The 8,051-nt window shown below is 71.9% G+C and carries 8 protein-coding genes; 2 read left to right on the top strand and 6 right to left on the bottom strand.

Features of this window, described 5'->3' with window-relative positions; all coding sequences use genetic code 11:
- Nucleotides 1-45 precede the first annotated feature (45 nt).
- The 3 genes from pdxS to JWN97_RS00785 all read right to left on the bottom strand — a co-directional run bounded on the left by pdxS (nt 46) and on the right by JWN97_RS00785 (nt 2,426).
- The gene (pdxS, locus tag JWN97_RS00795) at nt 46-954 is read right to left on the bottom strand and encodes a pyridoxal 5'-phosphate synthase lyase subunit PdxS (RefSeq protein ID WP_297616670.1); all 909 of its coding nucleotides are present in this window, start codon (nt 952-954) and stop codon (nt 46-48) included.
- A gap of 65 nt (nt 955-1,019) precedes the next feature.
- Nucleotides 1,020-1,643: a phosphatidylinositol phosphate synthase gene (gene pgsA, locus JWN97_RS00790; protein ID WP_297616668.1), complete on the bottom strand. Its 624-nt coding sequence runs from the start codon at nt 1,641-1,643 to the stop codon at nt 1,020-1,022.
- Nucleotides 1,644-1,652: 9 nt separating this feature from the next.
- Nucleotides 1,653-2,426: an inositol monophosphatase gene (locus tag JWN97_RS00785; protein WP_297616666.1), complete on the bottom strand. Its 774-nt coding sequence runs from the start codon at nt 2,424-2,426 to the stop codon at nt 1,653-1,655.
- Nucleotides 2,427-2,629: 203 nt separating this feature from the next.
- Between JWN97_RS00785 and JWN97_RS00780 the strand changes: the two genes are divergently transcribed.
- Nucleotides 2,630-3,772, top strand: a complete 1,143-nt coding sequence (locus JWN97_RS00780) for a N(5)-(carboxyethyl)ornithine synthase (protein ID WP_297616664.1) — start codon at nt 2,630-2,632, stop codon at nt 3,770-3,772.
- Here JWN97_RS00780 and JWN97_RS00775 read toward each other — a convergent pair.
- The gene (locus JWN97_RS00775; RefSeq protein ID WP_297616663.1) at nt 3,757-4,290 is read right to left on the bottom strand and encodes an HIT domain-containing protein; all 534 of its coding nucleotides are present in this window, start codon (nt 4,288-4,290) and stop codon (nt 3,757-3,759) included. The two genes, JWN97_RS00780 and JWN97_RS00775, sit on opposite strands and share 16 nt — an antisense overlap.
- A 23-nt stretch (nt 4,291-4,313) precedes the next feature.
- Here JWN97_RS00775 and JWN97_RS00770 point away from each other — a divergent pair, with 23 nt between their 5' ends.
- A complete protein-coding gene (locus tag JWN97_RS00770) occupies nt 4,314-4,790 on the top strand; it encodes a GNAT family N-acetyltransferase (protein ID WP_297616662.1) in 477 nt (158 codons plus the stop codon).
- 29 nt (nt 4,791-4,819) lie between these two features.
- Here JWN97_RS00770 and JWN97_RS00765 read toward each other — a convergent pair whose 3' ends face one another.
- Both JWN97_RS00765 and JWN97_RS00760 read right to left on the bottom strand, forming a co-directional pair.
- A complete protein-coding gene (locus JWN97_RS00765; protein WP_297616661.1) occupies nt 4,820-6,178 on the bottom strand; it encodes a hypothetical protein in 1,359 nt (452 codons plus the stop codon).
- Between the two features lie 82 nt (nt 6,179-6,260).
- The gene (locus JWN97_RS00760) at nt 6,261-7,694 is read right to left on the bottom strand and encodes an HNH endonuclease signature motif containing protein (protein ID WP_297616659.1); all 1,434 of its coding nucleotides are present in this window, start codon (nt 7,692-7,694) and stop codon (nt 6,261-6,263) included.
- Nucleotides 7,695-8,051: the final 357 nt, after the last annotated feature.

Here is an 8,051-nt window from a genome sequence, read left to right as displayed (position 1 = left end):
AGGCGAATCGGCCCCCGCGGCGACCCACCGGGACCGCGGCCGTCGCTACCAGCCGCGCTCGGCGAGCCGATGCGGCTGCGGGATGTCCTCGACGTTGATGCCGACCATGGCCTCGCCGAGCCCGCGGGAGACCTTCGCGACGACGTCGGGGTCGTCGAAGAACGTGGTCGCCTTGACGATCGCCTCGGCCCGCTGCTCGGGGTTGCCGGACTTGAAGATGCCCGAGCCCACGAAGACGCCCTCGGCGCCGAGCTGCATCATCATCGCGGCGTCGGCCGGGGTGGCGATGCCGCCGGCGGTGAACAGCACCACGGGGAGCTTGCCGTTCTCGGCGACGTCCTTGACCAGCTCGTACGGCGCCTGCAGCTCCTTGGCGGCCACGTACAGCTCGTCACCCTCGAGCGCGGCCAGCCGGCGGATCTCGCGGCGGATCGTGCGCATGTGCGTGACGGCGTTCGAGACGTCGCCGGTGCCGGCCTCGCCCTTGGAGCGGATCATCGCCGCGCCCTCGGTGATGCGGCGCAGCGCCTCGCCGAGGTTGGTGGCGCCGCACACGAACGGAACGTTGAACGCCCACTTGTCGATGTGGTTGGCGTAGTCGGCCGGGGTCAGCACCTCGGACTCGTCGATGTAGTCGACACCGAGCGACTGGAGGACCTGCGCCTCGGCGAAGTGGCCGATGCGGGCCTTGGCCATCACCGGGATCGAGACGGCCTCGATGATGCTGTCGATCATGTCGGGGTCGCTCATCCGGGACACGCCGCCCTGGGCGCGGATGTCGGCGGGGACGCGCTCGAGCGCCATGACGGCGACGGCGCCGGCGTCCTCGGCGATCTTGGCCTGGTCGGCGGTGACGACGTCCATGATGACGCCGCCCTTGAGCATCTCGGCCATGCCGCGCTTGACGCGGCTCGTGCCGTGCTCGATGGGGGTCTCGGGGGTGTGCTCAGCCATGCCTTGATCGTAGTGCGGCCCCACCCCGAAGGATGCATCGGGACGGGCAGGAGCAGGGACCGGGATCAGCCCTGCGACGCGACGCGGGCCAGCGCCTGGCGGCGGACGACCCAGATCCGCTGCACCACCGTCACGGTGGCCGCCACGGCGAGCACCCAGAGGGCGATCTCGAGCAGCCACGGCAGGTCGAGCACGTCGGCGAAGAAGGCCGGCACGAGCATCCCGACGAGCCGGTCCGGACGCTCTGCGATCCCCACCTTGGCGTCGTAGCCGAGGTAGTCGGCCTTGGCGCGGGCGTACGACGTGACGGCGCCCATCAGCAGGATGACGAGGCACAGGACGAGGTAGAGGCGGCTCTCGACGTGCCAGGCGTAGTAGAGCGCCAGACCACCGAAGAGGGCGCCGTCGGCGACCCGGTCGAGCGTCGAGTCGAGGAAGGCCCCGAAGTCGTCCTTGCGGCCCGTCTTGCGCGCCATCGCCCCGTCGATCAGGTCGCTGAAGACGAAGGCGGTGATCACCAGGACGCCCTGCCACACGAGGCCCTGCGGGAAGAAGACCAGTGCACCGGCGCTCACGCCGAGGGTGCCGACCAGCGTCACCACGTCGGGACTGATCCCGAGCCGGACGAAGAGGTTGACGAAGGGAGCGAGCATGACGCCCTGCCAGAAGGCCTTGAATCGGTCGAGCACGGGCGCAGGCTACCGTCCGAGCAGGGCGGACCGGACGTCCGCCACGGACGCGGGCGCACCGGTGACCGTCCAGTCCACTCCCCCGGCCCGTACGACGACCGACTCGCCGCCCGCGCCGCGGATGATCGCGGCTCCCGGCAGCCGGTCCCAGTCGGCGACGGAGTGCTGGAAGAGGACGTCCCATTGGCCCGAGGCGATGGCCATCACGTCCATCGTCCCCGAGCCGAGCATCCGCAGCGTGCCGACCTGGCCCAGCGCCCGGGTGAACGCCTCCCCGACCTCGCCGCCGTAGAACGGCGGGTGGAGGTAGGTGACCGCGCACCGCGACTCGCGCGGCGTCTCCGGCAGCGGGGCCAGCGGTGCACCGTCGCAGGTGCTGGGGAGGTCGGGGCCGCCCACCCAGGTGCGCAGCGACGCGGCGTGGTGCACCGCGCCGAGGAGCACGTCGTCCTCGTCGCGCAGGGCGATCGCGCTGCACCACCAGTCGCTGCCGCGCGAGAAGTTGTAGGTGCCGTCGACGGGGTCGATGACCCAGGTGCGGCCCGAGGTGCCGGGGCGCGACGTGCCCTCCTCCCCCAGGATCGCGTCGTCGGGGCGCTCGGCGGCCAGCTGCTGCACGATGAGCCGCTCGGCGGCGGTGTCGGCCTGCGTGACGATGTCGGAGCCGCTGGTCTTGTGCGACACGTCGAGCCCCTCGACCCGGATCCGGGCGGCCAGGAGCGCCGCCTCACGCACGAGGTCGGCGGCGAGGGCGGCGTCGGCGGCCAGGCGGGAGTCGTCCACGTGGCCCACGCTAGCGCCGGGGCGTACTGTGGCCAGCACGGAGCCATCCAGGCTTCCGACCAGGGAGTCCCGATGGCCGACAAGTCGCCACGGCAAGGCATGACCAAGAAGTCCGGCAAGTCCATCAAGGAGAAGCGTGCGGACAAGCACGCCAAGGCCGCTGGGAAGAGCGACATCTCCGAACCCCTGATGCCCAAGAAGAGATGAGCTTGCTCAGCCTCGGCGTCATCGGCACCTCGGCCAAGGAGAACGAGCACCGTCTCCCGATCCACCCCGAGCACCTCTCGCGGCTGGCGCCCGAGATCGGGGCCCGCACCACGCTCGAGGACGGCTATGCCGAGCGCTTCGGGATGAGCGACGCCGACCTGGCGCCGTACGTCGCCGGCTTCGCGACGCGCGCCGAGATCCTGCGCGACGCCGACGTCGTGGTGCTGCCCAAGCCGCAGCACGAGGACGTCGCCGCCATGCACGCCGGCCAGGTGCTGTGGGGGTGGCCGCACTGCGTGCAGGACACCGAGATGACCCAGCTGGCCATCGACCGCGAGCTGACGCTGATCGCCTTCGAGGCGATGAACCACTGGACCTCCGACGGACACGTCGGGCTGCACGTGTTCCACAAGAACAACGAGCTCGCCGGCTACTGCTCGGTGCTGCATGCGATGGAGCTCGTCGGGATCACCGGTGACTACGGCCGCCGGCTCAGTGCGGTCGTGATCGGCTTCGGCGCCACCGCGCGCGGCGCGGTCACGGCCCTCAAGGCGCACGGCGTGGGCGACGTCGCGGTGCTGACGACGCGCGGGGTCGCGGCCGTGGGCTCGCCCATCCACTCGGTGCGGATCCGCCAGTTCGACCACGACCCGGACACCCCCGGCGTCAGCCACGTGATCACCGACCGCGGTCGCGAGCCGCTGGCGGCCTACCTCGCGGAGAACGACATCGTCGTCAACTGCACGCTGCAGGACACCGCGGCGCCGCTGACCTACCTGCAGGCCGAGGACGTCGGCGCGTTCCGCCAGGGCAGCCTGATCGTGGACGTGTCGTGCGACGAGGGCATGGGCTTCTCGTGGGCCGTGCCGACGACGTTCGATGACCCGATGTTCACCGTCGGCGACCGCGTCCACTACTACGCCGTCGACCACAGCCCGTCGTACCTCTGGAACTCCGCGACCTGGGAGAACAGCGAGGCGCTGCTGCCGTTCGTCGAGTCGGTGCTCAGCGGGCCCGATGCGTGGGACGCCGACGAGACGCTCAGCCGCGCCATCGAGATCCGCGACGGGCGCATCTGCAACCCCGCCATCCTCGCCTTCCAGGGCCGGGCGGCGGAGCACCCCTACCCGATCGGCTGAACGCCCGGCTCTTCTCCCGGCCCGTCTCCCGGCCAGGCGGCCGCGAGCAGGGCGCGGGTGTCGGCGAGCAGCTGCGGCAGGATCTTGGCGCCGCCGACGACGGTGATGAAGTTGGCGTCGCCGGTCCAGCGCGGCACGACGTGCTGGTGGAGGTGGTCGGCCAGCGACCCTCCGGCCGAGCGGCCCAGGTTGAGCCCGACGTTGAACGCGTGCGGGCTGCTGATCGAGCGGATCGTGCGCAGCGCCTGCTGCGTCATCGCCATCAGCTCCGCGGCCTCCGCGGGCGTGAGGTCGGTGAGGTCGGCGACGTGGCGGTAGGGCAGCACCATGAGGTGGCCGGGGTTGTAGGGGTGGAGGTTGAGCACGACGTACGTCGTCTCGCCCCGCGCCACGACGAGCGACTCCTCGTCGGGGTGACCCGGGATCGCGCAGAAGGGGCAGCCCTCGTCGTCGACGGCACTGCGGACGTACGCCATCCGGTGGGGCGTCCAGATCCGCTCGAGCCCGTCGTCACTCATGCCATGGATCCTAGGGTGGCGCCATGACGTCGATCCGACCGGCCACCGCGGCCGACATGGCTGCCGTGGCGGACCTGTGGCACGAGGGCTGGCACGCCGGACACGCCGGCCACGTGCCCGACGGACTGACGGCAGCACGGACCCTCGTGGCCTTCCACGAGCGCACGCCGGCGCGGGTCGCGGACACGAGCGTGGCCGTCTCGGACGGCGGCGCGCTGCTCGGTTTCGTGATGGTGGTGGGCGACGAGGTGGAGCAGGTGTTCGTCGGGCCCGCCGCGCGCGGCACCGGTCTGGCGGCCGAGCTGCTCACCGAGGCCGAGCGCCAGGTGGCAGCCGGTGGCCACGACGAGGCGTGGCTCGCCGTCGTCGCCGGAAACGCCCGGGCGCGACGGTTCTACGAGAAGTCCGGGTGGAGCGACGGCGGCGACCTGCCGTACGAGGTCACCGCGGGCGGGCAGAGGTTCGTGTCGCCCTGTCGGAGGTACGTCAAGCGCGTCTGAGCCGCGGTGGGCGGGTACGTCGTCCCGGCTCAGGGCAGGACGCTGAACTGGGTCGTCGGCGACGAGACGAACAGGCCCGTCATCCGGCCGAGCGTGATGCTGGTCGCGGTCGCGCTCGCCGTCACGTCGACGGTCGTGCTCACCGCCTGCAGCCAGGTCGCGTCGACCTGCCGGCTCAGGCCCCCGTGACGCCCGACGAGGAACGAGACACCGGCGACGGCCGCGCGGTCGGCACCGCGCCGGTGCCGGACGTAGGCGATGACGCTCCGGCCGTTGGCGCTGACCGAGAGGTCCATGGCGCGACCGGTCTCCGCGGCGGCGGTGAGCGTGGTGCGCCACCCGAGGTCGTGCACGGACGGCCGCGTGCGCCGCGGCGCCCAGGTCGCGAACCACGACTCGGCGGTGCGGCCGTCGGCAACGACGTGCCAACCGGCGACGCCCACCCCCGCCTGGGTGATCGCCGCGGAGGCCGTGAGGACGTCGCGGTCCCAGCGGGGTGAGGACCAGAGCCGCGGACTGCGCGGCCTGCCGGACAGGAGCACGACCTTGTCCTCGAGCCCGTCGAGCCGGCCGGTCGAGCGGGACCGGACGAGGGTCGCCACGACGCGTCCGTCGGCCAGGTCGATGCCTGCCGGGTCGATGCCGCCGTCGGGGTAGCTGCGGGTGAACCGCCGCGACCACATGCCGGAGGTGTCGTCGTACGTCTCGATGCGGAGCCGACCGCCGTACCAGTAGCCGGGCTCGTCCTCGGAGCCGGCGCCGCGCAGGGCCACCACGTCCCCGGCGTCGTTGATGGCGGCGACCATGTCGTCCCCGGTCGCCCCGATCTCGCCGCGCGTGAGGTCGCGCCAGCCGAGGTCGGCGTGGTAGCTGGTGACGTGGTGCGGCCGCCCGTAGCTGCTGTTGGTGGTGAACGCGACGTACTGGCCCTGCGGGGAGTAGTCGAGCGACGCCAGGTCACCCTCGGGCTCCACGTGCCACACCCACCCGTCGTCGCCGGTCCACACCAGCTCGACGAGCGTCGTCGGCGGGTCCTCGAGCCCCGTCCTGGTCTGGCACTCCACCGCCACCGCGAAGTTGCCCAGGGCGGTGACGGCCTCGACGGGACGGCAGTGGTCGGCCCCCTCGACGGTCATGACCTCGGTGACTGGCCCCAGCGTGCCCGCGGCCGTGCGGCGCTGGTCGTAGACGGTGGCGTCGTCCGGGCCGCCGACGCTGACCAGCGCGGTCGTCTGGGCGTCCAGGGCGACGGCGAGGGTGCTGCCGCCGGACTCCTGCAGCGGGCTCCACTGCTCCTCGGTCGCGGCGGCCGAGCTCGGCGTCGGGCCCAGGGCCACGAGCGTCGAGACGATGAGGGGCAGGAGGGCGGACAGGCGGCGCACGTGCACGAGGACCTCCGAGATGGTGGGTCTCCGAGGGTAGCCGCGCCTGCAGCCCCGCCACCTGCTGGTGGCGGGGTGCGGGGCGGGGTCAGGGTCGGCGCTGGTGTGGGATCCGGGGCGGTGGTGGGTCGGGTGGGTCCAGCGCACTCGTGCCGGTGGCGTCTCGTCGGTAACGGTGGCCGTGGGGGCTGGTCCATACGAAGACCCCTGCATCGAGCATCCGGTAGTGCCAGGCGGTGTGGGTCTTGAGTCGATGGTGGAACCGGCACAGGGCGGCAAGGTTGTCCGTGCTCGTGGGGCCGGCCTGTGGTCGGCCCTCGGCTGCGGCGGTGTGGTCGTGCGCGATGACGTGGTCGACGTCGCTACCCCTGGCCGGGCGTGAGCACCAGGGGAAGACGCAGGTGCGGTCTCTGAGGACGACGTGTTCGCGGATCCGGTGGGGGATCGCGTACGCGGGCGTGGACCGGTCTGTGTTGAGGTCGATGACGGGCTTGATGGTGACCCTGGTCCGGCTGTCGCCGCACCAGGACTGGAGCTGCTCGAGGAGGACGAGCCGCTGGCCTTCCTCGAGGCGCCCGGTGGGCCCGAACACCGTCACGTCCCCGGTGGTCGATGCTGCGAAGTGGGCGTGGAGCACGACCTCGCGGGCGGCCGGCAGCCCGTCCTGATCCTCGCTTCCACTCTTCCCCTGGGCGAACAGTTCCAGCGCGGTCTGGGTGCGGGCCAGGTCGCCGAGCGCGACGGCGCGTCGGGCGTTGAGGGACAACTCGGACCCGAGGGCCTTCTGGACCTGTGCGCCGTGGGCGAGCGCCCGGTCGAGGTCGAGGGCGTCGGCGAGGTCCAGGTCCGCTTCGACGTGCAACGTGCCGGCGTAGTGCACGTCGTCCTTGGTGACCGTGACGTGGCGCGGGTCGACGGCGAGGTAGCCGTCCTCGGGGTCGGTGGCCGGATCAGCAGCGGCGAGCTCGAAGCGTCTGAGGGTCTCGGCGACGAGGCGGTCGAGCTGTGCGGGTCCGATCTTCGCGGCCACGGCGGCGACCTGCGCATCGACCCACCCGGCGGCCTCCGGAGTGAGGGACGGGGTGGCGTGGATGGTGGCCTCGGCGACGAGCCGCGCACGCCAAGAAGGAACGGCACCGGCATGGACCTGCGCCCACAGCCGGGGCAACCGATGCCGCAACTCGAGGGCGTGTCCGATGAGCCGCTTCGCCGACACCGTCGAGATGCCGAGGACCGACCCGAGCTCGGCGACGCAGAACTCCGCCACCGCGGGGCAACCGATGCCGGCGATCGGTTCCTCGTGCTCGCGACCGAGACCACCACCGAACGAGAAGGTCGCGGCGGAGTGGATCGACTCCGGCGGGTGGAGGTCGGCCCACCGCGCGGCGAGGGCGAGCACGTCAGCCGCGGCACGGTCCTCGGCCGCCTTGCGGTCACGAGCGAGGGCGAGCAGGGCGGCGGGACCGAGGTCGTCATCGACCCCGGCCCCCACCTTCGGCTCTGCTTCGCGCGTCTCGCTCATCTGTTCGATTATATGAGAACCGTGCGACAGTCCTCCAGGGGCGAGTCATGGAGGAACGATCAAGATCTGGTCGAGCCGGCTGAGGGGTTTCGACACGGTCGCTGCGCGACCTGCTCAACCAGCGGTGGTCCTCGCTGCGCGACCTGCTCAACCAGCGATGAGGAGCGGCGCGATCTGGTCAACCAGCGGTGGGTGGCGGCGCGACCTGCTCAACCAGCAGGAGATGTGGGCTGGGGGTTTCGACACGGTCGCTGCACGACCTGCTCAACCAGCGAGGGAGATGCTGCGCGACCTGCTCAACCAGCGGTGATCACGAGAGGCAGGTCGGCCGGCACGTACGCCGCCTCCGCCGTGGTC

The sequence above is a fragment of the Nocardioides sp. genome, from assembly GCF_025965415.1.
In the GTDB taxonomy this organism is placed as follows: Bacteria; Actinomycetota; Actinomycetes; order Propionibacteriales; family Nocardioidaceae; genus Nocardioides.
Note: the sequence above shows the minus strand (reverse complement) of the source record. Positions and strands in the feature narration are given on the sequence as shown.